The organism is Streptomyces sp. NPDC048514, assembly GCF_043199955.1.
Classification (GTDB): Bacteria; Actinomycetota; Actinomycetes; order Streptomycetales; family Streptomycetaceae; genus Streptomyces.
The window spans coordinates 194,911-218,157 of record NZ_JBICWT010000005.1; the positions used below are offsets into that span (position 1 = coordinate 194,911).

Genomic DNA, 23,247 nt, shown 5'->3' on the forward strand with positions numbered 1-23,247 from the left:
GACGGCCGCGGCAATGCCACCGCGTGCGGAATCCCCACTCACTCACGGGAGTCGATGACGCATGCCCGAAATCGAGACCTGGGACTACACCCTCTACATCCCCAACGACCTCAGAGCCGTCACCGTCTGCCGCCGCACCCTGCGCCTGATCCTGACGATGCACGGGCTGATCGGGCTGGTGGACACCGCCGAGCTGCTGGCGACCGAGCTGGTCTCGAACGCCGTACGGCACACCAAGGGCCCGGCGGCGCTGAGGGTGCGCCGCACTCCGGAGGGGGTGGTGTGGATCGGGGCGTGGGACACGGATCCGGCGCCCCCCGAGCCACCACGAGCGTTGGACCAGGTCACCGAGCTGGAGGACGGGCGGGGCCTCGCGCTGGTCCGGGCCTGCACCGAGGTGTGGGGCTGGCGCCCCTCGGCCAGGTTCGGCGATCGAGGCAAGTACGTGTGGTGCGAACTTCCTCCGGTCCAGCTCGTTGATCACGTCCTGCGAAAGGAGAGCTGATGGTCGGCTCGTCGCACGAGGCGTTGCACCGAATCTTCCAGAAGGGACTAAGAACCCCTAACGGAAGGTCGTCGTGCCACCCTCCGCTTCCTGGCGGCTCGGTCCGGCCGCGTATGCCAGCGGAGGGGCGATTGCCTGGGCATCCGCTCCCTCGCCGACCCACAGCGCGATGAACAGCGCGGCGGTCGCTTCCAGCAGTCCCGCACGTTCGAGACCGCCGCCAGCCACGGGTTCACAGCCCGCGTCCCGCACCAACTCGCGTACACGCACGAGAGCCGTCTCGTCGTCCCCGCAGACCGGAACGGCCAGTGGTCGCCCATCGAAGACAGGCGGCCGCATCCGCCACACGCCCTCGTGGCAGAGGTTGAAAGCTTTGACCACGTGGGCTCCCGGTGCTGCCGCAGCCAGTTGCTGCGCGGCTGAGGGGCCTCCTTCCGTCAGCAGCCGGAAGCCCGGCCCGACCGGGTTGGAGCAGTCGAGCAGCACCTTGCCCTCCAGGGCCGCGTGCAGGTCCCGTGCCACTCCTACTCCGGCCCCGAAGGGCAGCGCGGCCAAAACCACCTGGCCGGACTCGGCCGCCGCGCGCAGACTGCCAGGCTTCGCGCTGCCTCCGATGCGCGTCGCGAGCCGCTCCGTCTTGTGTGCGTCCCGCCCCCCGATGGTCACGTCGTGCCCGGCCCGCACCCAGTGGGTGGCGAGCGCGTCGGCCATGTTGCCCGTGCCCAGTACGCCGATTCTCATCACGTGGTCCCTCTCCGTGCCTGCTTCGACCGTTCACACCGACGCTAGAAGGCCGTTCGGGCACCATTTGGTACGTGACGACCGACGCTTTCCTCGCCGACTGCCGCGCCCGCCTCGCCTTCGACCTGCTCTCCAACACCTGGAACGCCGTGGTGCTCTGGGCACTGCGCGACGGTCCCATGCGACCGGTTGAATTACGCGAGCGGATCGGGGGCATCAGTTCCAAGGTCCTCACCGAGACTCTGCGCCGGCTGCAGTTCAACGGACTGGTCGACCGGCAGGCAGACCCCGACGCGCCATCACGGGTCGAGTACCAACTCACCGATCTGGGAAGGACCTTGCTGGCGCCCATCGACGCCGTCGGCGCATGGGCCTTCGAGTACGGCGATGAGGTTATGGCCGCCCAGGAAGCAGCATGCACTCCTGACCCGCAGTCCCCACGTCCAACTTGCTAGACGGGTCAACAGCGTGAGCGCATGCGTCGCCGGCAGATGGACTCGGCTTCCTTGAGTGTGCCGAACCGGGCGCCGAGTCCCCACCGGGCCATCTTCGAGGCGCGGCCGAGGTCCCAGGCGTCGACGGACGAGACGTATCGGTTCTCATCGAGCACCCCGTCGGCCCGCATCCGGGCCTCGTAGCGGGTGATACGTCCGATGAGCCGGTGTACCCCTTCGACACGGGCCTCGGCCTCGGACTCGGGCCGGGGCTCGGTCTTGGTGACACCGTACTCGGACATGAGGATCGAACCGTCGGAGTTGGCGCGGATGACCAGTGGTGGCAGCCTGCCGCCAGTACCCCGTGTCGACGTGCCCGCCGAAGTCCCGGGCGATGGTGCGACGCAGACGGAGGGCGAAATCCCAGACGGAACTGTGCTGCTCGCAGACAATGACGTCATGCAGGTAGTACTGCCACTCCTCACGGCTGGTGATCCCCCACCATTCCCGGAGCCGCTTCCGCTCGCCCGGACATCCCGTTCCGTGCCAGGCCATGGCGTTCCAGAAGGAGCCGATGTGGACGCACAGGAGCGCGCCGCAGGCGAGGCCGTGGGCGACGGAACCGTGCAGGGGCCCACCGATGCGGAGGGTGCGCAGCCGCATCGACGGCTTCCTGGCTGGAGCCTGCTGTCCGTACTGCGCTCAGATGGCGGACTGCGGCGGTGCCGAGGGCAGGAACGCGGTACAGGAACCGCTGACCGGATATCGCCGCCCGGCGTCCCGGGGCCCCGAGGTCCCGCACAGCGGCGTCCCCCCTTACCGGCTCCCCGCGTCCCCGTACACGGCAGCGCCCGGACCGGTGAGGTCCGGGCGCCGGTGTTCAGGGGGCGCTCACGCTACGGCAGCGCATGCACGTGCGCTCCCACCGAGTTCGACCACGCGTTGCCCGCGGACGCGTCCCAGTTCGTGGACCAGGTCATCGCGCCGCGCAGGTCGGGGTAGGTCCTGGAGGGCTTGAAGGTGCCGCAGCCCGTGCCCTTGGCCAGGCAGTCGAGGGCGTTGTTGACCACGGTGGGGGAGACGTAGCCGCTGCCCGCCCCGCTCGTGGAGGCCGGGAGGCCGAGGCCCACCTGGGACGGGGCGAGACCGCCCTCCAGCTGGATGCAGGCGAGCGCGGTGAGGAAGTCCACCGATCCCTGACTGTAGACCTTGCCGTCGCAGCCGAGCATCGAACCGCTGTTGTAGTACTGCATGTTGACGACCGTGAGGATGTCCTTGATGTTCAGGGCCGTCTGGAAGTAGGAGTTCGACGTCGACTGCATGTCGATCGTCTGCGGGGCCATCGTGATGATCAGGGACGAGCCGGCCTTCGCGGAGAGCGAGCGCAGCGCCTGCGTCATGTAGGTGGCGTTGAGGCCGTTCTCCAGGTCGATGTCGACTCCGTCGAAGCCGTACGTCTGCATCAGCGAGTACACGGAGTTCGCGAAGTTCGCCGCCGAGGCCGAGTCGCTGATCGACACCGTGCCGTTCTGGCCGCCGATGGAGACGATGACCTTCTTGCCGGCCGCCTGCTTCGCCCGGATGTCCGCCTTGAACTGGTCGGCCGTGTAGCCGCCGAGGCCGGCCGAGTCGAGGTTGAAGGTCACCGCGCCCGGCGTCGGGGTGGCGTCCGCGAAGGCCACCGCGATGATGTCGTAGGCGGAGGGGACGTCCGAGATCTTCTGGACCTTGGCGCCGTTGTTGAAGTTCTGCCAGTAGCCCGTCACCGCGTGCCTGGGGAGGGTGCCGCCGCCCCCGCTCCCGGAGGCCGTCGTGCCCGTCACCGCCGCCGACTTCGCCGACTCGCCCGCCGCGTTGGCCGCGGTGACCTGGAAGGTGTACGAGGTGGCGGCGCTCAGGCCGGTCACGGTCGCCGAGGTGCCGGTCACCGCCGTCACCTTCGTACCGTTGCGATAGACGTTGTAGCCGGTCGCGCCCGACACCGGTGACCAGGACAGGGAGACCGACGAGGAGGTCGTGCCCGAGACCGACAAGCCGGCCGGAGCGGCGGGGACGGTGGGGGCCGGGTCGCCGCCCCCGCCGCCGTCGGGGCCGTAGACCGAGACGTCGTCGGCGTAGTAGGCGGCCTGGCCGTACCAGCCGTGGGTGTAGAGGGTGACGGACGTGGTGGAGGCACCGGTGGTGAAGGTCGTCGACAGCTGCTTCCAGGACGCCGAGTCGGGCGTCCAGGTCGAGACGTCCGTCGTGCCCGTGCCGGTCACACCCAGGTAGGCGTAGCCGCCCTGGACCCAGGCGCCCAGCGTGTACGTCGAGTTGGGCTTGACGGCCACCGTCTGGGTGCACTTGGCGTTGTCCTGGCCGGCCGGCGTCGCCTTCAGGGCGGAGGAGCCGCCGTGCACCGGGGAGGAGACGGTCGCGCCGCTGCCCGCCGAACAGGTCCAGTTGGCCAGGCCCGACTCGAAACCGGCGTTCCTGGCGTTGTTGACGTCCGCCGCGAACGCGGGGGAGGCGGCGGCGAGGCCGGCGACGGAGAGGGCGAGGGCGGTGGCGGCGGACCACGTCGCGAGCCGCCGTCTGCGGGATCTGGGTATGCCTGGTACGCGGTCCACTGGAGCCTCCGGTGGGGAGTTCGGCGGGGAGAGGGGGTGAGGGACGGTGGCCACCGCTGGCCTACAAGTTGGTCCAGACCAATCGGGGTGTCAAGAGGTCCAGACCGAAACCGCCCCGGCTCGCCGACGCAACCTGTCCGGATTTGGCCTGAGTTGCGTCCAGAGAGTTACCCGCGAGCTTCACAAACGCTGTTCTCCGGTCATACAGGCGTGGATACAGTGCTCAGGTAGTCACGCAATGAAGTCGTTCTGGCGCATTGGAGTTACCCCGGTGGGCCGGCGGGTGTGAAGAGCGGGGAGCTGCGCGTGCCAACTGCCATTGCCGTGACCAGCGCCGACATGGCGCTGCCGGCGCAGGACGAACGGACCGTGCCCGCCGTCGTGCTGCACGACATCGATCAGCGGCCGCTCGACCACGTCCTGACCGAACTCCACACCCACACCGAGCAGTACGGGTATCTGCTCGTCGTCTGCTCCCCGGTCGCCCCGGAACCCGTCCTACGAAGGCTGCAGACGCTGCGCTCGCTGCTGGAGAGCGACCGGATCGCCTTCTTCCGGCCGGAGCTGCCGCCGCTCGGCGTCGCCGTCCTGGCCCGGCAGCTGCGGCAGCTCGCCTCCTGCGACCTGAGCCCGGGCGTGCTCGCCTCCGCGGGCCGTCTGCTCACCCACTACGTCCACGCCGGCGCCGTCCTCGGCTCCGTCGCGAAACTGGACCGCGTTCCGGTGGGGCTCAAGGCGCACGCCAAGTCCTGGATGCCCGGCAGCCAGTTCGCGGTCCTCGCCCACCCCGAACCGCAACTCGTGCGGATCGGGCCCGGCGCCACGCTCAAAGGGCCCGAGTTCAGTACCTGGATGATCGTCGCCAAGGGGCAGTTGCCGAGCGACTGGGCCGCCGCCCTCGGCACGGAGTGGAACGTGCACGGCCTGCGGGAGACCCCGCTGCCCGCCGAATCCCCGGTGTGGTGGGGCACCGGCCGGATGGTCGAGTTCTGCAGCTACCTCGCCGACCTCTCCGTGCTGTACCAACTCGTCACCTCGGTACGCCGGACGAGCTGCCACTGGTGCGGCCTCGACGTCATCGGCGACCACTGCGTCTTCTGTTCGGCCACCCTGCCCGCCCTCGAACCGCCCGTACCCCGCGCCCTGGAACGGCGCACGCCCGCCTGACCGGCGGCACCCAACCCGACCCGCCAACCCGACCCGCCAACCCGACCCGCCAGACCGACCCGCCCGCCGGCCCGGCCGGATCGGCCCGACCCGGACACCTTCACATCCCGCTCGACCGATTCCCCCAATGAGGTTGCACGGTTCATGAACTCCCGTCAGCGCCGCGGCGTGATACTCCTGATCCTGTCGGCCCTGTGCGCTCTGGGCGCGTTCGCCGGCGTGCTCTCCGTCGTCCATGACGTGAATTCCAAGGTCGGTCCCGAGGTCACCGCCTACCGGGTGAAATCCAAGGTCGAGCCGTACACCACGCTGGAAACGGGCCAGTTCGAGAAGATCGAGATGCCGAAGCGGTGGCTGTCCGGCAACGCCGTCACCGATCTCCGCCAGATCCGCGGCAAGATCGCCGTGACCACCCTGCAGGCCGGCTCCCTCCTCCAGACCGACATGGTCGTCGACCAGCCGGCCCTCCAGCCCGGCCAGCAGGAGGTCGCCATCATGATCGACGCGGCGACGGGCGTGGCGGGGAAGATCACCCCGGGTTCGCGCGTCAACGTCTACGCCACCTTCGAGGGACGGAAGGAGGGCGACCCCGAGCAGTCGAAGATCATCGTCACCAACGCGCGCGTCCTCGACGTCGGGCACATCACCGCCCTCGACCCGGACCGCAGCAAGAACCAGCAGCAGCCCACCGAGGCCGTCCCCATCACCTTCGCGCTGTCCACCCTCGACGCGCAGCGGATCACCTACGCCGAGTCCTTCGCCCAGCGCGTCCGGCTCGCGCTCGTCGCCCCCGGCAGCGAGACCAGCGTCCCCGACAAGGACCGCACCTACGAACTCGCGACGGACAAGTGAGAGGCGGCCCGCATGCCCACCAGGATCCTCCCGGCCGGCGCGGACCCGGACGCCGTCCGCTCCCTCGTCACCCTGCTCAGCCAGCTCCCCGACGCCGAACCGCAGCCACCGGCGACCGACTCCACCCAGTTGCTCGACACCCTCGCCCGGCTCGCCGCCGAATCGATCGACGAACTGCCGGAAGTGGTCGTCGTCCATGAACGCATCGGCCCCGTCCCGGCCCTGGAGCTGATCCGCGAGGTCGCCCTGCGCTTCCCGGCCGTCGGCGTCGTCCTCGTCACCACCGACGCGAGCCCCGGCCTGTTCGCCGCCGCCATGGACTCCGGCGCCCGCGGCCTGGTCGCGCTCCCGCTGTCGTACGAGGAACTCGCCGGCCGCGTCCAGGCCGTCGCCCAGTGGTCCACCGGCGTACGACGGCACCTCGGGCACGGCGCCGACGTCCTCGGCGGCGCCGGCGGTACGGTCGTCACGGTCAGCGGCGCCAAGGGCGGCACCGGCGCCACTCTGACCGCCGTCCAGCTGGCCCTCGCCGCGCAGGCCTCCGGCCGGGCCACCGCCCTGGTCGACCTCGACCTGCAGACCGGTGACATCGCCTCCTACCTGGACATCCAGTTCCGTCGCTCCGTGGTCGACCTGGCCACCATCACCGACATCTCGCCCCGCGTCCTCGCCGACGCCGTCTTCCGCCACGACACCGGGCTCGCCCTGCTCCTCGCGCCCGGCGAGGGCGAACGCGGCGAGGAGGTCACCGACCGCGCCGCCCGGCAGGTCCTCGGCGCCCTGCGGTCCCGCTACGAGGTGGTCGTGGTGGACTGCGGCGCCCAGCTGAGCGGCGCGAGCGCGGCAGCCGTGGAGATGGCGGACACCGCCCTGCTGGTCACCACCCCGGACGTGATCGCCGTACGCGCCGCCAAGCGGACCGTACGGATGTGGGACCGGCTGCAGATCCGCAAGGCCGAGGAGACGACCGTGGTCGTCAACCGGCACACCCGGCACACGGAGATCCAGCCGGCCCTGGTGCAGCGCATCACCGGTACGGCCGTCGCACGCACCGCGATCCCCGCGAACTTCAAGGAGCTGCAGGGGGTCGTGGACGCCGGACGGGTGCACGAACTCGACGGCCGGAGCGCGGTGAAGCAGGCGCTGTGGGCGCTCGCCGCGGAGCTGGGGCTGGCGAACGCGGGCGAGGGCTCGCACCGGGGCGCGGGCCGGCCCGCGGTGGGCTTCCGCCGGCGGAAGGAGTGAGCGTCCATGAAGCAGCCCATGAAGCGGCCCGTGGAGCACCCAAAGAAGCGGCCCGTGAAGCGGCTCGGGCGACGGGGTGGGGACCGCGGGCAGGTCAGCATCGAGTTCCTGGGGATGACACCGGTGATCGTCCTGACGCTGGTGCTCGTGTGGCAGGCCGTGCTCGTGGGGTACACCTTCACGCTCGCCGGGAACGCCGCGGACGAGGCGGCGCGGGCCGGTACGGCGGTGCCGCCGGGGGGTGCGCGGCAGGCCGCCTGCTCGGCGGCGGGGCTGAGGCATCTGTCGGCGGCCTGGAGAGGTAGTGCCGAAGTGAACTGCAGCCAGAGCGGTTACGTGACGGCCGAGGTGACGCTGCACGTGCCCGTTCTCTTCCCCGGTCTGATCGACTTCCCGGCCCGGGTGACCGGCCACGCCGGCGCCGTCGAGGAGGTGAAGCGCTGAGATGCCGTACCGGCGCACACAGCGCGTACAGCGCACACGGCGGACGCTGCGCACACGACGCCTACGACGTCTGCCACGCCTACGACGTCTGCAACGCCTACGAGGACTGCAACGCCTACGAGGACTGCAATGTCTGCGAGGACTGCAACGTCTGCGAGGACTGCGATGTCCACGAGGCTCCCGGTGCTTACGAGGCCCACAACGCCTACGAGGCTCCCGGCGCGTACGGCCGGTGCGGCGCGACGCCGGGCAAGTGGCCATCGAGTACCTCGGGTTCGTCCCGATCCTGCTGATCGTGGCCATGGCGGGCATCCAGATCGGCGCGGTGGCCTACGCCGCCGAGCAGGCCGGTACGGCCGCCCGGGCCGGGGCGCGGGCGGCGTCCCTGGGGCAGGGGGCCCAGCAGGCGTGTGCACAGGCGGTCAGCGGAGCCCTCAGCGTGTCCTGCGCGGAGAGCGGCGGCGGCGACTCGGTCACCGTCACCGCCACCGTGACCATCCCGCAGATCGTCCCCGGCTGGTCCTTCGACCCCGCCCGGAAGACCGCCACCATGCCGCGCGACGACCGAGCGAGGAGCAGCGCACCATGAGCCTGCGGGCACGTATCAACGCTCCGGAGGAGCACGCCGGCCGCGGCGAGGACGGGCTTCTGGTCGCCTCCTACCGGGCCAAGCTGCTGGAGGAGATCGACCTCGCGGAGATGAGTTCGCTCGCCGCCGCCGAGCGCCGGGCCCGGCTGGAGCGGGTGCTCGGGCACATCATCAGCCGCGAGGGCCCGGTGCTGTCGACGGCGGAGCGCTCCCAGCTGATCCGCCGGGTGGTGGACGAGGCACTCGGCCTCGGCATCCTGGAACCTCTCCTGGAGGACGCGTCGATCACCGAGATCATGGTGAACGGCGCCGACGCGATCTTCGTGGAACGCGGCGGCCGGGTCGAGCAGCTGCCGCTCCGCTTCGCCTCCGCCGACCAGCTGATGCAGACCATCGAGCGGATCGTCTCCACGGTGAACCGCAGGGTCGACGAGTCGAACCCGATGGTGGACGCCCGCCTCCCGTCCGGTGAGCGTGTCAACGTCATCATCCCGCCGCTGTCCCTGACCGGCCCCATCCTGACCATCCGCCGCTTCCCGCGCTCCTTCACGCTCCAGGAGCTGATCGGCTTCGGCTCGCTCGACGAGCACATGGTGTATCTGCTGGCAGGCCTGGTGCAGGCGAAGTTCAACATCATCGTCTCCGGCGCGACCGGCACCGGCAAGACGACCCTGCTGAACGCCCTGTCCGGGCTGATCCCGTCGCACGAGCGCATCATCACCATCGAGGACTCCGCCGAACTCCAGCTCCAGCAGACCCACGTGGTCCGCCTGGAGTCGCGCCCGCCGAACGTGGAGGGCAAGGGGCAGGTCACCATCCGGGACCTCGTCCGCAACTCCCTGCGGATGCGACCCGACCGGATCGTGGTCGGCGAGGTCCGCGGCGGCGAGTCCCTCGACATGCTCCAGGCCATGTCCACCGGTCACGACGGCTCCCTCGCCACCGTGCACGCCAACAGCGCGGAGGACGCCCTCACCCGGTTGCAGACCCTCGCCTCCATGTCCGACGTCGAGGTGCCCTTCGTGGCGCTGCACGACCAGATCAACAGCGCGGTCGACGTCATCGTCCAGCTGACCCGGTTCGCCGACGGCGCCCGCCGCATCACCGAGATCGCGCTGCTCGACAGCCACGGGGGCGAGCCGTACCGGCTGGCGACCGTGGCCCGCTTCGACGCGCGGCCCATGACGGCGGACGGCCGGGTGTACGGCGCCTTCCAGTACTTTCCGTTGCCCCGCCGTACCGCCGACCGCCTCTACATGGCGAGCCAGCCCATTCCGCAGGCCTTCGGCGTCGCCCACTCCGCGGACCAGCTCGCCACCCGAGAAGCCAGGTAGGCCACCCCATGGAACTGCACACCCTCGTCCAGCTCACCACCGGTGTGACGCTGCTGACCTGCGTCCTGGCGGTGACCGGCGTGCACGCCTACGCCTCGGGCCGGGCCCAGCGCGCCGCCCTGGTCGACCGCCTCGCACTGACCGGCGCGGCGCCGGTGACCGGCCGCCGGCGCCGCTTCCGCGACCTCGACCGGCGACTGCGCCGCACCCGCTTCGGCCGCTGGCTCGAACTCCGGCTGGCGACGACCGGCCTGGACGTCACGCCGGGCGAGTTCTTCGTCTACATGCTCGCCGCGGTCGCCGCGCTCTGGCTGATCGGCCAGGCCGCCCTCGCGCCCTTCTTCGGGCCCATCGCGGGGCTGCTCGGTGTCTGGGCGGCGATGCAGTTCCTCAACTGGCAGCGGCAGAAACGCATCGAGCGCTTCATCAACCAGCTCCCCGAACTCGCCCGCATCCTGGCCAACGCCACCCAGGCCGGCCTCGCCCTGCGCACCGCGATCGGCATGGCGGCCGAGGAGCTGGAGGCGCCGGCCGGTGAGGAACTCAGCCGGGTCGCGGACCGGTTGGCGATCGGTCACTCACTGGACGACGCACTCGGTGAACTCGCCGACCGCCTCCCCTCCCGCGAACTGGTCGTGCTGGTGACCACCCTCGTCCTCTCCAACCGGGCGGGCGGCCAGGTGGTGTCCGCGCTGCGGAACCTGACCGAGACCCTGGAGGAGCGCAAGGAGACCCGGCGCGAGATCCGCACCCAGCTCTCCCAGGTGACCATGACGTCGTACGCCGTGCCCGTCCTCGGTATCGGCGCCCTGTTCCTGATGAACGGCGTCAAGGACGGCGCCCTGGCCCGGATGACCGGCTCGCCGGTCGGCCAGGCCTGCGTGGTCATCGCCTTCGCCCTGTACGCCGTCGGCTTCGTCCTCATCCGGCGCATGAGCCGGATCGACGTGTGAGGAGGGCGCGTACCCCATGGGACTCGGATTCCTGCTCGCACTGCTGATGGGCGCCGGTGGATGGGGCGTCTTCGCCGGCGTCCGCATGTACCGCGCGGACGCCAGGCTCCCCGGCGATCTCGCGGTCGCCCTGGAGGTCGGCGCCTCCCGAACCGGCGCGGTCGGCTCGCTCGTCGACCGCATGGGCATGCGCTACGCCCCGGCCGTCCTGCGGCTGATGGGCCCGCGGCTGGTCGCCAAGTACCGGCGCAGGATCGACCTGGCGGGCAACCCCGGCGGCCTGACCATCGACCGCTACGCGGCCCGGCGCGCGGTCTACGGCGCCCTGGGCGGCGTGGGCGCTCTCGTCTTCCTGCTGCGTGGCCAGTGGTTCGTGGCGCTGATCCTGCTGCTCTTCGGCGCGTTCTGGACGGAGGTCGGCATCTGGTCGGCGATCCGCGTCCGCAAGGACGTCATCGAGCGCACCCTGCCCGACTTCCTGGACGTGCTGGCGGTGGTGGTCAGCGCGGGCCTCGGCTTCCGCCAGGCCCTGGACCGGGTCGCCTCCCGCTACGAGGGACCCTGGGCCGACGAACTGCGCATCACGCTGCGCCAGATGGACCTGGGCATGAGCCGTCGCGAGGCCTTCGCGGAACTGCGCCGGCGCAACGACTCCGAGCAGGTGGCCATGTTCGTGACGGCACTGCAGCAGGGCGAGGAACTGGGCGCCCCGATCGTGGACACCCTGGTCTCCCTGGCCAAGGACATGCGTCGCACGGACGCCCAGAACGCCCGCCGCAAGGCGGCGCGCGCGGTGCCCAAGGCCACGCTGATGATCACCACGTTCATGGTCCCGGCGACGATGCTCCTCCTGGGCGCGGGCCTGCTGCTGGGCTCCGGGGTGGACTTCGGCTCACTCACGGGGGAGTGAGGCGGGTATGACGGTGACAGGGCTGACGGGCCGTGGGGCTCGCGTCACGGGCGTGTCCCCGGGGGCACGCCTGCTGAGAACGGCCACGGCGTGGCTGCTACGCCTCTCCGGCGCCGGGGTCGAGGGGGGCGGGGCGGGGAAGGACCGGCGGGGGGCGCCGGCGGACGGGAGCGGAACCGGGGCCGGGGTGCAGCGGGCGGCGGGGAGCGGGGCCGGGCCCGAGGGGCAGCGGGCGGTGTGCCACGCCGAGGGCGCAGCGGGCGGGGAGGTGGCCCCGGACGAGCCCTCGGAGAAGATCCAGGTCCGTGCGCTGCAGGCGATGTGCCGGCAGGTCTTCGGTTTCCGGCTCGCCATGATCGCCGTTGCCGCCCCCGCCGCCCTGCTCAACGCCGCTCCCGGCCTCGGCGCCCGCCTGGTCGGCGGTGCCGTGGTCGTCACCTTCATGGCGTCCTACGTCCTGTTCCGCGACTGGGAACGCTTCGGCCCGCTGCTCCTGCGCCACCCCAGCCTGCTCGCCGCCGACACCCTCTTCGGATCCTTCCTGCTGGTCTCGGCGGGCCCGGACACCACCCTCGCCTACGTCAGCGTCTGCACCCCGCTCCTGGCCGGCCTGGTCTACAGCTGGCGCGGCGCGGCCTGCTTCGCCTCCCTGCAGTCCCTGATCCTGCTCCTCGTCCACACCACCCTGAAGGCAGACCGGCACGCGCCGGTCGCCGAGGCCCTGCTGCTGCCCGGCCTGTGCGTCGTCGCCGGCGCCATGGGGTCGACCCTGCGCAACCTGATGCTCCGGTTCGGCGCCGCGACCCAGGCCCTGACGGCGGTCCAGGCGCGCCTCGCGGCCGCGGAGGCGGTGAGCGCGGAACGGGCCAGGCTGGCCCGCGAGATGCACGACTCGGTGGCCAAGACGCTGTACGGCGTGGCCCTCGCGGCGGACGGCCTGGCGGCGACCGCGTCCACCGACGATCCGGACCCCCACCGCATAAGGCGGCAGGCGGAACTGGTGTCCCGTTCGGCCCGCAGAGCGGCGGCGGAGTCCCGGGAACTGCTGACGGACCTGCGGCAGGAGCGGACCGCCACGACGGAGGAAACGCAACCGTGGCGCCGACTGCCGCTTCTTGCGGGAGAATTCACCGCCCGCACCGGCCTGCCGGTCACCTGCCACTGGCCGGACCCCGCCGACCTCCCACCGCTGCCCGCACCCGTGACCCGGCACGTCCTGGCCATCGCCGCGGAGGCGCTGGAGAACGCCCACCGTCACGCGTCCGCGACCCGCGTGGACGTACGCGCCGCGGTCCACGACGGCCTGCTCCGCCTCACGATCCGCGACGACGGCACCGGCCTTCCACCGGCCACCACGCTCGAACAGCTCCGCTCGTCGGGCCACTTCGGCCTCCTCGGCATGGTCGAACGAGCCGCACAGGCCGGCGCCCGCATCCGGGTGGGCCGGGGCGGCCACGCCCGGGGGACGGAGGTGCGGCTGGAACTCCCACCGGCCACCCCGCACACCCCGGGCACCATGCCGCCCGCAGCCCCCACGAACCCACGTTTCGGCCCCCCGAACCCGCGCACCGGCGCCCCGAACTCACGCACCGACTCCCCGAACTCACGTACCGGCACCCCGAGCCCGCGCACCGGCGCCCCGAACTCACGTACCGGCTCCCCGAACCCGCGTACGGGGCCGACGAACTCGCCCACCGGACCCACGGACTCGCTTGTCCGGGAAGCCTGAGAGGAGGCAACCATGCGGCACACCCGATCCCGGCCGGACTTCCCGCCGCCCACGCCCGCCGCCCCGCCCCTGCGGCTGCTCGTCGCCGACGACAACCCCGTGGTCCGGGCGGGCCTGACCGCCCTGCTCTCGGACCGCGCCGACACCACGGTGGTGGCCGAGGCGGCGGATGGCCGCGAGGCCTACGAAGCGGCACTCGCACACCGGCCCGACGTCATCCTCCTCGACGTCCGCATGCCCGGCGTCGACGGAATCTCGGCATTGCCGCACCTGGTGCGGCTCGCCCCGGTCATGATGCTCACCTACAGCCATGAGACGGAGACGGTGCGGGAGGCACTGCGGCTGGGGGCGGGGGGATACCTGGTGCACGGCGAGTTCACGACGGAACAGCTGGTACGGGCGGTACGGGACGTCCGGGAGGGCCGGCCGCACGTGACACCGGGTGCGGCGAAGGCACTACTGCCTGAACCGGAGATCGCTGCACCTGCACACGCGAGCCCCGAACTCCCTTTATCTGCAACGGAAAGTGCCGTCCAGTCCCTTTCGCAATTGCAATCTCCTGTGCGAGAATCACTCCGTTCACGGTTCCGGCTGAGTGCGAGGGAGGCGGAGATCATGGACCTCATCGCATCCGGCATGACCAACCGGCAGATCGCCGCCACCTGCTTCATCAGCGAGAAGACGGTCAAGAACCACATCAACCGCATCTTCGCCAAGCTCCACAGCACGACGAGATCCCAGGCGACCGCGAAGTGGTTGGGGGTGGCCTGAGATGACGACCGGGACACGCACCGACACCCGCGTATGGGTCCGGAGTTGGGCCCTTGGGCCCTTGGGCGGGCAGCGCCCGGCGCCGTACATTTCCCGGATCCGAGGCGAAGCTGGAGGGGAAGACCATGAGCAAGTGGTTCAACACCACCGTGGCGTATCTGCAGGCCCGTGCCGCCCGGAGCGACCGGGGGCAGACCGCGGTGGAGTACCTCGGCATCATCGCGGTGGTCGTGGCGATCGTGCTGGCGATCACAGGTACGAGTATCGGCCAGACGATCTTCGATGCGATCAGGACGAAGATCACCGAGGTTACGGGCGGCTGATAGCTCCACCGCGCGACGCGGGGCAGGCCTTCCCCATCTACATCACCGTGGTGGCGGGCCTGCTCTTCCTTGCGTTGGCCTACCTGGCCGTCGGCCAGGCTGCGGTGAACAGGGGTGGAGCCCAGACAGCTGCAGATGCGGCGGCGCTAGCGGCGGCTCAGGACACCCGGGATCAACTGGCGGGGATGTGGGTGGCAGTCGTACGCGACCCGGCCAGATGGCGAGCCATATTCGACGGAGCCGGGGCCGGTAGCTTCTGCTGGCGCGCCGATGAGCTAGCCGCCCAGAACGATGCTGAAGTTCGTAGGTGCAGCCCGGACATGCTCGCTTACAGCGTCGATGTCAGGACCAACAAGACGGTCGGAGACTCCGTTGTCCCCGGTACCGAGGGCGTCCGGTCGACGGCCCATGCCCGTGCCGTGATCGAGCCGCTCTGCAAGCCTCCTGCCGAAGGCATTGCGGACGACTCGCTGCCGCGCCTCCATTGCCGAGACAAGGTGTGGGACCTTGAGCCGGACGATCCGTCGGAGCTCCCGACACCCAGTGACCTCTTCGACGTCCATCTGGCCGACTGACAAGCGAACGCCATGGAAAAGGGAAGCAGAGCAATGAGCATTCGGATCACTGCGAAGGCCCGCGGGGGGATGGTCGCTTTGACCGTTGCGGTTGGTCTGGCCATCGGTGTGGCTGGCTGTGGCGGAGGTGCCGGCGACGACAAGAAGCCGCACGGTTCCGCTTCCACGGTCGGCCACTCGGAGCCCAGTGCGCAGGAGGGCCAGTCGGACGCACCTCTGGCCGAACTGAAGGGTTCCGAGGGCCTACTCCTCCAGATCACCTCTGTACAACGTGATTCCGGTGGCTTCCTCACCGTGAACGGCGCCCTGAAGAACGATGGAGCCAAGAGTCTCCTCATCCCGTCGGCCTTGAGCGGTAACGAGACCGAGATCATCAGGAACGGAACGTCCCTGGGCGGAGCCACACTGGTCGATCCGCAAGGCAAGAAGCGGTACTACGTGCTGCGGGACACAGAGGGCCGCCCCTTGACCACCACCGGCTTCTCGACACTCAAGGCCGGTGACAGCCTGGCCGTCTTCATGCAGTTCCCGGCGCCCCTCGCCAGCACGAGCGAGGTGGAGTTCCAGTTGCCGACATTCGCCTCCGCCGGCATCAAGATCTCCGGGTGAGGCCGACGTGACCACCACCCCGCGCCTCGCTCTCATCCTCTCGGCGGCCGCCCTGCTGCTCGCGGCGAATATCCAGGCCGCCGCCCCGGCGCGCGCCGACGACACCGATCCCAGCGAACCCCCCGGTACCGAACCCTCCGCCACGGCCCCGGTGCGGGTCGACCCCACCGACCCGGACCTGAAGCTGCCCGAGGGCGCCACCCTCGCGGAGCCCAAGGTGCTCGACATCAAGTCGGTCGTGGAGGACCAGAGCGGGGACGAGCGCCGGGAGGACACCAACGCCGACGTCACCTTCGCGCTCCAGGCCGAGGTGCTGTTCGGCAAGGACAGTGCCGAACTCGGCGCGGCGGCGAAGGCCCGTATCGAGGTCATCGCCCAGGAGATCAAGAAGCAGAACTCGGCCCGGGTCCGCGTCTTCGGCTTCACCGACGACCTCGGCTCCTCCGCCCACGGCGACGTGCTGTCCAGACAGCGCGCCAATGCCGTCCAGGCCGTCCTCGACCAGGACCTGAACGACCCCGACATCACCTTCGACGTCCGCGGCTACGGCGAGCAGTACCCGATCGCCGACAACTCCACCGAGGCGGGCCGGAAGAAGAACCGCCGGGTGGAGGTCTCCTTCCCCCGGACCCAGGGCTGAGCCGTGACCCGCGAGTCATCCGTCCCGCGGACCCAGGGCTGAGCCGTGACCCGCGAGTGATCCGTCCCCCGGACCCAGGGCTGAGCCGTGACCCGCGAGTGATCCGTCCCCCCCCCCGGAGACCGCCCCCGTGAGTCGTCCCCCGGAGACCGCCCCGTGAGTCGTCCCCCCGGGGACAGTCCCCGGGGCCGTCCCACGGAGGCCATGCTCAGCCCCACACCACAACGCCCCACGTGCACCGGCCCGGTCCCGCCATCCGAGCCCCTACTTCCCCCCACCTCCCTCCACCCGTTCCTGCACCAGTACCTCCACCCGCATCCCCACCCGCATCCCCCACTCCTCCATCGCCCCGGCCTCCGCCTCCAGCACATGGCGGGCGCGGGGGCGGGGCAGACCCAGTCGGCCCGGCTTCATCGTGCGGACGGCGACGACGGTCAGCCGCCGGTCCAGATAGGCGACATCGATCGGAATCCGCATCCGGAACGTATGCACCCCGCTCGCCGGCGACAGCAGCATCGCCCCCTCGACCGAGTCACGGCCCAGCAGCCCCCGGGTCCGGGCCCGATAGGACGTCGCGACCTCCAGGGGGACGGTCACGACCGCCGCGTCCCCCTCGGCCTCCCGCACGATCAGCTTTCCGTGTCCGTCCCGCCAGCGCCCTCGCCGTCCCATGACCCGGCCTCCCTCTTCGCCCCACCGCCAACGCGGCGCATCCGTGGACACGTTGTCCTCATCCCGTCCTCCCCGCCGGGAGAGGAGGAAATGACGCGACTCGGTGCAGTGTTCCGCCCCCAGCTTCCTCCCGAACGGCTGCGGGCCCTCGTCCGGACCGCGGACTCGCAGGACTCGAAGGACCGCCGGCAGATCCGGGGACGAGCCGGGCCCGGAGGCCGTCGTGCGGTTCACCGCGGAGGAAGCGCGGCCTCTGGTGCCGTAGTAGCCGACGACGCCCAGCCGTTGTCAGTGGCCGCTGCCACACTTCTGCGTATGACCGAACAGGCGCGGAGCGGGGACGGCGACCGAGGCGGGCGCCATGACGTGCGGCTGCGGGCCGTGGTCGAGGCGGACCTCGAACTGTTTCTCGCCTACGAGCACGATCCGGAGGCCGTCCGGCGGTCGAGGTTCCCTCCCCGGCCGCGGGAGGCCTTCCTCGCGCACTGGCGGGGGCGAGTGCTCGGCGAGCCCGACAACCTCGTGCGGACCGTCACCGTGGCGGGGGCAGTGGCGGGGAGCATCGTCTCCTGGACCCAGGACGGCCGGCGGTTCCTCGGGTACTGGCTCGGCAGGCCGTACTGGGGCCGGGGCATCGGCACCGCCGCCCTGGCCCTCTTCCTCCGTGAGGAGCACGCCCGGCCCCTCCACGCCGACCCCTTCGCCGGCAACACCGCCTCCGTCCGCCTCCTGGAGAGACACGGCTTCCGACGCGCGGGCACCGTCCGGTACGGGGAGAACGAACACCTCCTGCTCGTCCTGGACGAGGCGAACGGGTGAAGGGGCGAACGGGCGACGAGATGAACGGGTGACGAGACGAACGGGTGACCTGACGAACGGGTGACCTGGCGAACGGGGCCGGGGTCAGGGGGCGGGAGCCGCCACATCCGCCGCGGCCCCTGATTCCGTCAGCCGCCCTCTCCCGCCCCTGACTCCATCAGCCGCCCTCTCTCGCCCGTGGGTCGCCGTCGCCCTCTCCCGCCGGTGGGCCGTCGCCTGTCGTTCCGTCGATCAGTTCGCGGAGGATGTCCATGTGCCCGGCGTGCCGGGCGGTCTCCTCGACCATGTGGACCAGCGTCCAGCGCAGCGAGACCTTGCCGTCCCGCCAGGACGGGCGGCCCGCCGTGTCCAGGGGCAGCGCGGCGATCGTACGGTCGGCGGCGGCGCGGGCGCGCCCGTAGAACGCGACGATCCGCTGCGTCGTCTCGTCGGCGGCCACCCGCATGTCGTCGTACGGGTCGAACCAGAGCGGCTCGGCCGTGCCGCCGAACGCCTCCACGAACCAGCCGTACTCGACGGCGGCCAGGTGCTTGACGAGGCCCAGCAGGTTCGTGCCGGTCGGCGTCATCGGGCGGCGCAACTGCTCGTCGTCGAGGCCCTGGAGCTTGCGGAGCACGGCGTCCCGGTGCCGGTCCAGGCCGGCGTGCAGTGTGTCCTTCTCTCCGGCGAAGTAGGTCGTCATGCAGGCGGAAAGTAGCAGGACCCGCCGCCGTCGGCCTGCGATCATGGCCGCCATGACAGCGAACCGGTCCTTCGAAGACCTCGTGGCCGAGGGTGCCGCCGAGCCCACCGAAGGGTGGGACTTCTCCTGGTTCGAGGGGCGGGCCACCGAGGCGCGGCCCTCGTGGGGGTACGCCCGGTCGGCGGGGGAGCGGCTGGTCCAGGCGCAGGCCGCCCTGGACATCCAGACCGGCGGTGGCGAGGTGCTCGACTTCGCGCTGAGCGGCGCGGAGCCCGCCCGGCCGCCGGCGGTCGCCGCCACGGAGGGCTGGCCGCCGAACGTCGCCAAGGCCACGTCACTGCTGCGGCCCCGCGGTGTGGTGGTCGTCGCCGCCCCGGACGACGCACCGCTGCCGTTCGCCGACGAGGCGTTCGACCTGGTGCTCAGCCGGCACCCGGTGCGCCCGTACTGGGACGAGATCGCCCGGGTGCTGCGGCCAGGCGGCACGTACTTCGCGCAGCACGTCGGGCCGGCCAGCGTCTTCGAGCTGGTCGAGTACTTCCTTGGACCGCAGCCGGACGAGGTGCGCGCGGGCCGTGACCCCGGGCGGGAGCGGGCCGACGCCGAGGCGGCGGGCCTCGAGGTGGCCGACCTGCGGGCCGAGCGCCTGCGGATGGAGTTCCACGACGTCGGCGCGGTGGTCCACTTCCTGCGCAAGGTCGTCTGGATGGTCCCCGGCTTCACGGTCGAGTCGTACGAGCCGCAACTCCGGGCGCTCCACGAGCGCATCCGGCGGGAGGGCTCTTTCGTCGCCCACAGCAGCCGGCACCTCTTCGACGCCCGTAAGCCGGCCCGCTGACGCGCAAGGCCGTGCGTCCGTAGCCGGCCCGCTGACGCGCAAGGGCGTTTCGGGAGAAAGCGGGTGTCGTTCACGCCTGGTTCTCCCGGGGTTTCCACATCGTTATCGAGCCGGGTTCACATCCGCCACACGCGTCACGTAGGTTCAGACCAAGGAAATTCGCGCCAGCAAAGCTGCGTGGGCGGTACCGCGCAGCGGAGGGGGCTGCGCGGTGCCGAAAAGTCGGGCGACGCACCCTGTCTGGCGTAGCGGAATGGTCAAGTCACCATTCGCGACGGGGTAGCCCATCGGAGGGACCTCGGGACAACTCGCATAAGTGTCCTCAAGGCGACGGAAAACCTCGGAATGTGTTCGCAACCGCCCGAATTCCCCTGTGATTCCGCTGTGAATCGGCCGTGAAACACCCTCGATTCCAGTGCCCCGCCCCCACCGTGGCGTCGCCGGGCGATTTCGGAGAGTAGTTGTGGCCCGTCGATGCACCCGCCATCCCTCACAAAGGGTTATGGTGGAAACCCCCCCTCGGGCCGGTCCGTCTCCCCCCCACGGACCGGCCCGTTTTTTGTGGGGAACCGCCGGGCGCCGGGAAGGCGTCCTCCATGAGAGGCAAGCCCCTCGCGCCGCGGAAGTGGCGCGGTGACGGACGCGCGGGCCACGGCACGCGGCCGGACGTGCGGGCAGGCGGAGGCGGCGGGCCCGGCCCGGCGCAGACCCGCGGCGAGCCCGGCGCCGACACGCACCCGCGGCGAGCCCCGCGTGGACCCGCGACCAGCCCCGGCGGACCCGCGCAGGACGGCGCGGCCGCACCCGCCCACAACCGAAAACCCCGAACCGGAATCAGGCCCTCAGCAGAGGTAGGCTCAACGGCTCCGGCACCCCGTACGCACCCCGCACCAAACCCCGGAGGGCCACGTGAACCTGCGCGACAAGCTGCGCGGCCTGCTCGTCAGGCTCTACGCGCACCGGGTGGAAGGCCACCTGGACCACGCTCAGGTGCCCAAGCACATCGGCGTCATCATGGACGGCAACCGCCGCTGGGCGAAGGCGTCCGGCTCCAGTGCCGTGCACGGCCACCGGGCCGGTGCCGAGAAGATCGAGGAGTTCCTCGGCTGGTGCAGCGAGACCGAGGTCGAGGTCGTCACCCTGTGGCTGCTGTCCACGGACAACTTCGAGCGTCCGCAGGAGGAGCTGGTCCCGCTGCTGGGCATCATCGAGGACGTCGTCCGCGCCCTCGGCGCCGACGGCCGCTGGCGGGTGCGCCACGCCGGCAACCGCGACCTGCTGCCCGCGCAGATGCAGACGGCGCTGAAGGAGGCCGAGGACGCCACCGCCCACGTGGACGGGATAGTGGTCAACGTGGCCATCGGTTACGGCGGGCGGCAGGAGATCGCCGACGCCGTGCGCTCCATGCTGCTCGACGCCCACGACAAGGGCGTACCGATGCTCCGGCTCGCCGAGACCGTGGACATCGACATGATCGGCCGTCACCTCTACACGGGTGACCAGCCCGACCCGGACCTGGTGATCCGCACCAGCGGCGAACAGCGGTTGTCCGGATTCATGCTCTGGCAGACCGCGCACTCGGAGTACTACTTCTGCGAGGTCTTCTGGCCGGCCTTCCGCAAGGTCGACTTCCTGCGCGCCCTGCGCGACTACGCCGCACGTCATCGCCGCTACGGCGGCTGAGCACCCGCCACGCCGCACCGGGCCGCCGCACCCCTCGCCGACGCTGACGGGATTCACCCGTATACCCCAGTTCGGCAGGAAGTAACAAGGTATTCACCGTCGCGCTGTTGGCTGTATCTGCATGGCAGCGCATGTTCGAGGGCATAAGCCAAGCAGGTCGACACCCGAACCACGGGCGTCGTATCTCAGCGGACGGCACGGGGCCGTCCGCCCGGGAGGCCCTTTGCACCAGCCCGATCGTGTGGTCACTGCACGGAAGCAGCCGCGGAGGGCCGGTATCCGGCCCGCCCTGCGCGGGGGCCGGAAACCGGCCGCACTGATCCCATCCTCCCGGCCCGGCTTCCACTTCGTCGCTCCCCGACCTCATCCGAGGGGGTACGTCCTTCCGTGGTGACCAGCACAAAGCGCCACAAGCCAGACCGGCGCACCTATGTTCTCGACACCAGCGTCCTGCTGGCCGACCCGAACGCCCTGACCCGATTCGACGAGCACGAGGTCGTGCTCCCCATCGTCGTGGTCACGGAACTGGAGGCCAAGAGGCACCATCCGGAGCTCGGCTACTTCGCCCGTCAGGCCCTGCGCCTGCTGGACGACTACCGGGTGAAGTTCGGTCGCCTCGACGCGCCCATCCCGATCGGGGAACTCGGCGGCACCATCCGTGTCGAGCTCAATCACTCGGACCCCAGCGTGCTGCCCACCGGCTATCGCCTGGGGGACAACGACTCCCGCATCCTCGCGGTGGCCCGCAACCTGCAGGCCGAGGGGTTCGACGTCACCGTCGTGTCGAAGGATCTGCCGCTGCGGATCAAGGCCTCGTCCGTCGGCCTGCTGGCCGAGGAGTACCGGGCCGAACTCGCCATCACGGAGAATTCCGGCTGGACCGGGATGTCGGAACTGACACTCTCCGGCGAACAGGTGGACATCCTCTTCGAGGAAGGGCATGTGTACGTCCCGGAGGCCGCCGGCCTCCCCGTGCACACCGGCCTGACCATCCAGTCCGAGCGCGGCAAGGCGCTCGGCAGGGTATCCGCCGAGGGCAACGTCCGCCTGGTGCGCGGTGACCGGGAGGCGTTCGGCATCAAGGGCCGCAGTGCCGAGCAGCGCATCGCGCTCGACCTGCTGCTCGACCCGGACGTCGGCATCCTCTCGATGGGCGGCCGGGCCGGCACCGGCAAGTCGGCACTGGCGCTGTGCGCGGGCCTGGAAGCGGTCCTGGAGCGCCGTCAGCACCAGAAGGTGATGGTCTTCCGCCCGCTGTACGCGGTCGGCGGGCAGGAACTGGGCTATCTGCCGGGCTCCGAGGCGGAGAAGATGAGCCCGTGGGCCCAGGCCGTCTTCGACACGCTCTCGGCGGTCACCAGCCGCGAGGTCATCGAGGAGGTCACCGCGCGCGGGATGCTGGAGGTCCTGCCGCTGACCCACATCCGCGGCCGCTCGCTGCACGACGCGTTCGTGATCGTGGACGAGGCGCAGTCCCTCGAACGGAACGTCCTGCTGACCGTCCTCTCCCGGATCGGCGCCAACTCGCGGGTCGTTCTGACCCACGACGTGGCACAGCGGGACAATCTGCGCGTCGGTCGCTACGACGGCGTCGTGGCCGTCGTGGAGAAGCTGAAGGGGCATCCGCTCTTCGCGCACGTCACGCTCACCCGATCGGAGAGGTCCCAGATCGCCGCCCTGGTGACCGAAATGCTCGAAGAAGGCCATATCTAAGGGCATCCGGGGGTATCCAGGCGCATCCGAGCGGATCCGAGACCATCCGCGGGTGTCCAAGGGGATATCGGAGCAGGTCAGTTGGCGCCGTCCGGCAAAGGCACAGGAGCCTAGCCGGGCGGCGCCTTCGCGTGTGGCGGTTTCCTGAAACCGCCGGGCCGAAACGGGATGTGAGCTTTCACACGCAACTCGGAATTGCGGGCCGGCGTCGGGTTACGGCAGAGTCTCAGTCCTGTCAGGCCTCGCATACGGCACACGTGTACCCCCAGCGGTACGGCACCACAGCAACACCACCAACTCCATAGCGCCGCCGTATGCCGCCCGAGCACCACGCGGCGCTCCCCTCCGGGGAGTTGCCCACCGGGCCCGTGCCTCCCGTGACCCCGCAGTTGGGAGGCCAGTGTTCAGGG

Annotated in this window: 25 protein-coding genes; 20 read left to right on the forward strand and 5 right to left on the reverse strand. The window is 70.7% G+C overall.

The genetic code is table 11. The annotated features are described in order from the left end of the window. Nucleotides 1-61 precede the first annotated feature (61 nt). The gene (locus ACGFT2_RS12595; RefSeq protein ID WP_393276784.1) at nucleotides 62-505 is read left to right on the forward strand and encodes an ATP-binding protein; all 444 of its coding nucleotides are present in this window, start codon (nucleotides 62-64) and stop codon (nucleotides 503-505) included. 57 nt (nucleotides 506-562) lie between these two features. On the opposite strand, the gene ACGFT2_RS12600 is transcribed toward ACGFT2_RS12595, so the two are convergent. Further along, a complete protein-coding gene (locus tag ACGFT2_RS12600; RefSeq protein ID WP_393276787.1) occupies nucleotides 563-1,246 on the reverse strand; it encodes an NADPH-dependent F420 reductase in 684 nt (227 codons plus the stop codon). Nucleotides 1,247-1,320: 74 nt separating this feature from the next. Here ACGFT2_RS12600 and ACGFT2_RS12605 point away from each other — a divergent pair, with 74 nt between their 5' ends. Further along, entirely contained in the window at nucleotides 1,321-1,701 is a 381-nt protein-coding gene (locus ACGFT2_RS12605) for a winged helix-turn-helix transcriptional regulator (RefSeq protein ID WP_393276789.1), read from the forward strand. A gap of 5 nt (nucleotides 1,702-1,706) precedes the next feature. Here the strand turns inward: ACGFT2_RS12605 and ACGFT2_RS12610 are convergent, their stop codons facing one another. Then, a complete protein-coding gene (locus ACGFT2_RS12610) occupies nucleotides 1,707-1,982 on the reverse strand; it encodes a DUF1266 domain-containing protein (RefSeq protein ID WP_393276792.1) in 276 nt (91 codons plus the stop codon). A 594-nt stretch (nucleotides 1,983-2,576) separates the two neighbouring features. After that, nucleotides 2,577-4,289: a chitinase gene (locus ACGFT2_RS12615; RefSeq protein ID WP_393276795.1), complete on the reverse strand. Its 1,713-nt coding sequence runs from the start codon at nucleotides 4,287-4,289 to the stop codon at nucleotides 2,577-2,579. 324 nt (nucleotides 4,290-4,613) lie between these two features. Here ACGFT2_RS12615 and ACGFT2_RS12620 point away from each other — a divergent pair, with 324 nt between their 5' ends. The 14 genes from ACGFT2_RS12620 (at nucleotide 4,614) to ACGFT2_RS12685 (ending at nucleotide 16,430) form a co-directional block, all read left to right on the forward strand. Further along, nucleotides 4,614-5,456 (forward strand): hypothetical protein, encoded by an 843-nt coding sequence (locus ACGFT2_RS12620; RefSeq protein WP_393277670.1) that lies wholly within the window; start codon nucleotides 4,614-4,616, stop codon nucleotides 5,454-5,456. A 144-nt stretch (nucleotides 5,457-5,600) separates the two neighbouring features. Further along, nucleotides 5,601-6,308 (forward strand): Flp pilus assembly protein CpaB, encoded by a 708-nt coding sequence (gene cpaB / locus ACGFT2_RS12625; protein WP_393276798.1) that lies wholly within the window; start codon nucleotides 5,601-5,603, stop codon nucleotides 6,306-6,308. Between the two features lie 12 nt (nucleotides 6,309-6,320). Then, nucleotides 6,321-7,553 carry a CpaE family protein gene (locus tag ACGFT2_RS12630; protein ID WP_393276799.1) on the forward strand — a complete coding sequence of 411 codons (1,233 nt, stop codon included), beginning with the start codon at nucleotides 6,321-6,323 and terminating at the stop codon, nucleotides 7,551-7,553. A gap of 18 nt (nucleotides 7,554-7,571) precedes the next feature. Further along, on the forward strand, nucleotides 7,572-7,997 hold the full coding sequence (locus ACGFT2_RS12635; protein WP_393277672.1) for a TadE/TadG family type IV pilus assembly protein: 426 nt from the start codon (nucleotides 7,572-7,574) through the stop codon (nucleotides 7,995-7,997). Between the two features lie 253 nt (nucleotides 7,998-8,250). After that, entirely contained in the window at nucleotides 8,251-8,586 is a 336-nt protein-coding gene (locus tag ACGFT2_RS12640) for a TadE/TadG family type IV pilus assembly protein (protein WP_393276802.1), read from the forward strand. Then, the gene (locus tag ACGFT2_RS12645; protein ID WP_393276804.1) at nucleotides 8,583-9,920 is read left to right on the forward strand and encodes a CpaF family protein; all 1,338 of its coding nucleotides are present in this window, start codon (nucleotides 8,583-8,585) and stop codon (nucleotides 9,918-9,920) included. The genes ACGFT2_RS12640 and ACGFT2_RS12645 overlap by 4 nt, the downstream gene beginning before the upstream one ends. Nucleotides 9,921-9,928: 8 nt before the next feature. Beyond that, nucleotides 9,929-10,873 carry a type II secretion system F family protein gene (locus ACGFT2_RS12650; RefSeq protein ID WP_393276807.1) on the forward strand — a complete coding sequence of 315 codons (945 nt, stop codon included), beginning with the start codon at nucleotides 9,929-9,931 and terminating at the stop codon, nucleotides 10,871-10,873. A gap of 16 nt (nucleotides 10,874-10,889) precedes the next feature. Then, nucleotides 10,890-11,783, forward strand: a complete 894-nt coding sequence (locus tag ACGFT2_RS12655) for a DUF5936 domain-containing protein (protein ID WP_393276810.1) — start codon at nucleotides 10,890-10,892, stop codon at nucleotides 11,781-11,783. Nucleotides 11,784-12,018: 235 nt separating this feature from the next. After that, entirely contained in the window at nucleotides 12,019-13,512 is a 1,494-nt protein-coding gene (locus ACGFT2_RS12660; protein WP_393276812.1) for a histidine kinase, read from the forward strand. A 12-nt stretch (nucleotides 13,513-13,524) separates the two neighbouring features. Beyond that, a complete protein-coding gene (locus tag ACGFT2_RS12665) occupies nucleotides 13,525-14,283 on the forward strand; it encodes a response regulator (protein ID WP_393276814.1) in 759 nt (252 codons plus the stop codon). 125 nt (nucleotides 14,284-14,408) lie between these two features. Then, on the forward strand, nucleotides 14,409-14,606 hold the full coding sequence (locus ACGFT2_RS12670) for a hypothetical protein (protein WP_333764989.1): 198 nt from the start codon (nucleotides 14,409-14,411) through the stop codon (nucleotides 14,604-14,606). Continuing rightward, nucleotides 14,606-15,181: a pilus assembly protein TadG-related protein gene (locus ACGFT2_RS12675; RefSeq protein ID WP_393277674.1), complete on the forward strand. Its 576-nt coding sequence runs from the start codon at nucleotides 14,606-14,608 to the stop codon at nucleotides 15,179-15,181. Before ACGFT2_RS12670 ends, ACGFT2_RS12675 begins: the two co-directional genes overlap by 1 nt. Before the next feature lie 33 nt (nucleotides 15,182-15,214). Next, complete coding sequence (locus ACGFT2_RS12680; protein ID WP_393276817.1) at nucleotides 15,215-15,790, forward strand: hypothetical protein; 576 nt, start codon at nucleotides 15,215-15,217, stop codon at nucleotides 15,788-15,790. Nucleotides 15,791-15,797: 7 nt separating this feature from the next. Further along, nucleotides 15,798-16,430, forward strand: a complete 633-nt coding sequence (locus ACGFT2_RS12685; protein WP_393276820.1) for an OmpA family protein — start codon at nucleotides 15,798-15,800, stop codon at nucleotides 16,428-16,430. A gap of 264 nt (nucleotides 16,431-16,694) precedes the next feature. Here the strand turns inward: ACGFT2_RS12685 and ACGFT2_RS12690 are convergent, their stop codons facing one another. Next, on the reverse strand, nucleotides 16,695-17,102 hold the full coding sequence (locus tag ACGFT2_RS12690; RefSeq protein ID WP_393276822.1) for a DUF192 domain-containing protein: 408 nt from the start codon (nucleotides 17,100-17,102) through the stop codon (nucleotides 16,695-16,697). A gap of 315 nt (nucleotides 17,103-17,417) precedes the next feature. Here ACGFT2_RS12690 and ACGFT2_RS12695 point away from each other — a divergent pair, with 315 nt between their 5' ends. Beyond that, entirely contained in the window at nucleotides 17,418-17,921 is a 504-nt protein-coding gene (locus ACGFT2_RS12695) for a GNAT family N-acetyltransferase (RefSeq protein ID WP_393276824.1), read from the forward strand. A 157-nt stretch (nucleotides 17,922-18,078) separates the two neighbouring features. On the opposite strand, the gene ACGFT2_RS12700 is transcribed toward ACGFT2_RS12695, so the two are convergent. Continuing rightward, nucleotides 18,079-18,603 carry a DinB family protein gene (locus ACGFT2_RS12700; RefSeq protein WP_393276827.1) on the reverse strand — a complete coding sequence of 175 codons (525 nt, stop codon included), beginning with the start codon at nucleotides 18,601-18,603 and terminating at the stop codon, nucleotides 18,079-18,081. A 52-nt stretch (nucleotides 18,604-18,655) separates the two neighbouring features. Here ACGFT2_RS12700 and ACGFT2_RS12705 point away from each other — a divergent pair, with 52 nt between their 5' ends. The 3 genes from ACGFT2_RS12705 to ACGFT2_RS12715 all read left to right on the forward strand — a co-directional run bounded on the left by ACGFT2_RS12705 (nucleotide 18,656) and on the right by ACGFT2_RS12715 (nucleotide 22,837). After that, nucleotides 18,656-19,441 (forward strand): class I SAM-dependent methyltransferase, encoded by a 786-nt coding sequence (locus ACGFT2_RS12705; protein WP_393276830.1) that lies wholly within the window; start codon nucleotides 18,656-18,658, stop codon nucleotides 19,439-19,441. Between the two features lie 909 nt (nucleotides 19,442-20,350). Continuing rightward, a complete protein-coding gene (locus ACGFT2_RS12710; protein WP_393276833.1) occupies nucleotides 20,351-21,124 on the forward strand; it encodes an isoprenyl transferase in 774 nt (257 codons plus the stop codon). Between the two features lie 387 nt (nucleotides 21,125-21,511). Next, nucleotides 21,512-22,837, forward strand: coding sequence for a PhoH family protein (locus tag ACGFT2_RS12715; RefSeq protein WP_393276836.1), 1,326 nt, complete (start codon nucleotides 21,512-21,514; stop codon nucleotides 22,835-22,837). Nucleotides 22,838-23,247 lie beyond the last annotated feature (410 nt).

What these genes read in the sequence shown, in the direction of transcription:
- ACGFT2_RS12595 (WP_393276784.1), top strand. Translation starts at nt 62, where the DNA reads ATGCCCGAAATCGAGACCTGGGACTACACCCTCTACATCCCCAACGAC.
- ACGFT2_RS12600 (WP_393276787.1), bottom strand. Translation starts at nt 1,246, where the DNA reads ATGAGAATCGGCGTACTGGGCACGGGCAACATGGCCGACGCGCTCGCC.
- ACGFT2_RS12610 (WP_393276792.1), bottom strand. Translation starts at nt 1,982, where the DNA reads ATGTCCGAGTACGGTGTCACCAAGACCGAGCCCCGGCCCGAGTCCGAG.
- cpaB (WP_393276798.1), top strand. Translation starts at nt 5,601, where the DNA reads ATGAACTCCCGTCAGCGCCGCGGCGTGATACTCCTGATCCTGTCGGCC.
- ACGFT2_RS12630 (WP_393276799.1), top strand. Translation starts at nt 6,321, where the DNA reads ATGCCCACCAGGATCCTCCCGGCCGGCGCGGACCCGGACGCCGTCCGC.
- ACGFT2_RS12635 (WP_393277672.1), top strand. Translation starts at nt 7,572, where the DNA reads ATGAAGCGGCCCGTGGAGCACCCAAAGAAGCGGCCCGTGAAGCGGCTC.
- ACGFT2_RS12645 (WP_393276804.1), top strand. Translation starts at nt 8,583, where the DNA reads ATGAGCCTGCGGGCACGTATCAACGCTCCGGAGGAGCACGCCGGCCGC.
- ACGFT2_RS12650 (WP_393276807.1), top strand. Translation starts at nt 9,929, where the DNA reads ATGGAACTGCACACCCTCGTCCAGCTCACCACCGGTGTGACGCTGCTG.
- ACGFT2_RS12655 (WP_393276810.1), top strand. Translation starts at nt 10,890, where the DNA reads ATGGGACTCGGATTCCTGCTCGCACTGCTGATGGGCGCCGGTGGATGG.
- ACGFT2_RS12665 (WP_393276814.1), top strand. Translation starts at nt 13,525, where the DNA reads ATGCGGCACACCCGATCCCGGCCGGACTTCCCGCCGCCCACGCCCGCC.
- ACGFT2_RS12670 (WP_333764989.1), top strand. Translation starts at nt 14,409, where the DNA reads ATGAGCAAGTGGTTCAACACCACCGTGGCGTATCTGCAGGCCCGTGCC.
- ACGFT2_RS12680 (WP_393276817.1), top strand. Translation starts at nt 15,215, where the DNA reads ATGAGCATTCGGATCACTGCGAAGGCCCGCGGGGGGATGGTCGCTTTG.
- ACGFT2_RS12690 (WP_393276822.1), bottom strand. Translation starts at nt 17,102, where the DNA reads ATGGGACGGCGAGGGCGCTGGCGGGACGGACACGGAAAGCTGATCGTG.
- ACGFT2_RS12695 (WP_393276824.1), top strand. Translation starts at nt 17,418, where the DNA reads ATGACCGAACAGGCGCGGAGCGGGGACGGCGACCGAGGCGGGCGCCAT.
- ACGFT2_RS12700 (WP_393276827.1), bottom strand. Translation starts at nt 18,603, where the DNA reads ATGACGACCTACTTCGCCGGAGAGAAGGACACACTGCACGCCGGCCTG.
- ACGFT2_RS12705 (WP_393276830.1), top strand. Translation starts at nt 18,656, where the DNA reads ATGACAGCGAACCGGTCCTTCGAAGACCTCGTGGCCGAGGGTGCCGCC.